This is a genomic window from Micrococcus sp. Mcc89 (genome assembly GCF_024519795.1).
Taxonomy (GTDB): Bacteria; Actinomycetota; Actinomycetes; order Actinomycetales; family Micrococcaceae; genus Micrococcus; species Micrococcus luteus.
This window is the reverse complement of record NZ_JALJRI010000018.1, coordinates 1-627: the sequence shown is the minus strand read 5'-3', so window position 1 is coordinate 627 and position 627 is coordinate 1. Positions and strand designations below refer to the sequence as shown.

At 65.7% G+C, this 627-nt stretch carries 1 protein-coding gene; it reads right to left on the bottom strand.

Annotated elements, in window-relative coordinates; genetic code table 11:
* A partial coding sequence (locus NR072_RS01755; protein WP_256835934.1) for a transposase occupies positions 1-530 on the bottom strand: 530 nt, incomplete at its 3' end.
* Positions 531-627 lie beyond the last annotated feature (97 nt).

The following is a 627-nucleotide window of genomic DNA, read 5'->3' as shown; positions in this document are numbered from 1 at the left end:
CCCTCGCGGACCTTCATGCTCAGCGCATCGGCGGCCACGAACGTGAACGGGCCGGCCACCCCGAGCGGGCGGTGGCGGAATGCCTCGACCTGCTCGTCGAGCTCGGTGGCCATCCGGGAGACTTGGGACTTGGACAGGGCGTTGACGCCCAGAGTCTTGACCAGCTTGTCCATCCGTCGGGTCGAGACCCCGGCGAGGTAGCAGTCAGCGACCACGGTGATCAGCGCCGACTCCGCTCTCTTCCTGCGTTCAAGTAACCAGTCCGGGAAGTACGTGCCCGATCTGAGCTTGGGGATGGCCACGTCCAGGGTGCCGACCCGGGTGTCCAGGTCCCGGTGGCGGTACCCGTTCCGCTGAGCAGTGCGCGAGGAGCTGGGCTTGCCCCATTCGGCACCGACCACCGCGTCGGCATCCGCGGACAGCAAGGTGTTGATCATGGTCTGCAGCAGATGGCGCATCATGTCCGGGGACGCTTCAGACAGGGCTTCTCCGAGCAGGCCGGCAGGGTCGAGAATATGAGGAGCGGTCATCGTGATGACTCCATTCGAGGATTCTGTGGAAGGTTGACTCGACGGATCACACGGTGGCCGCGTCCACGTCTGAGACGACACGCCCGACCACCGGGCG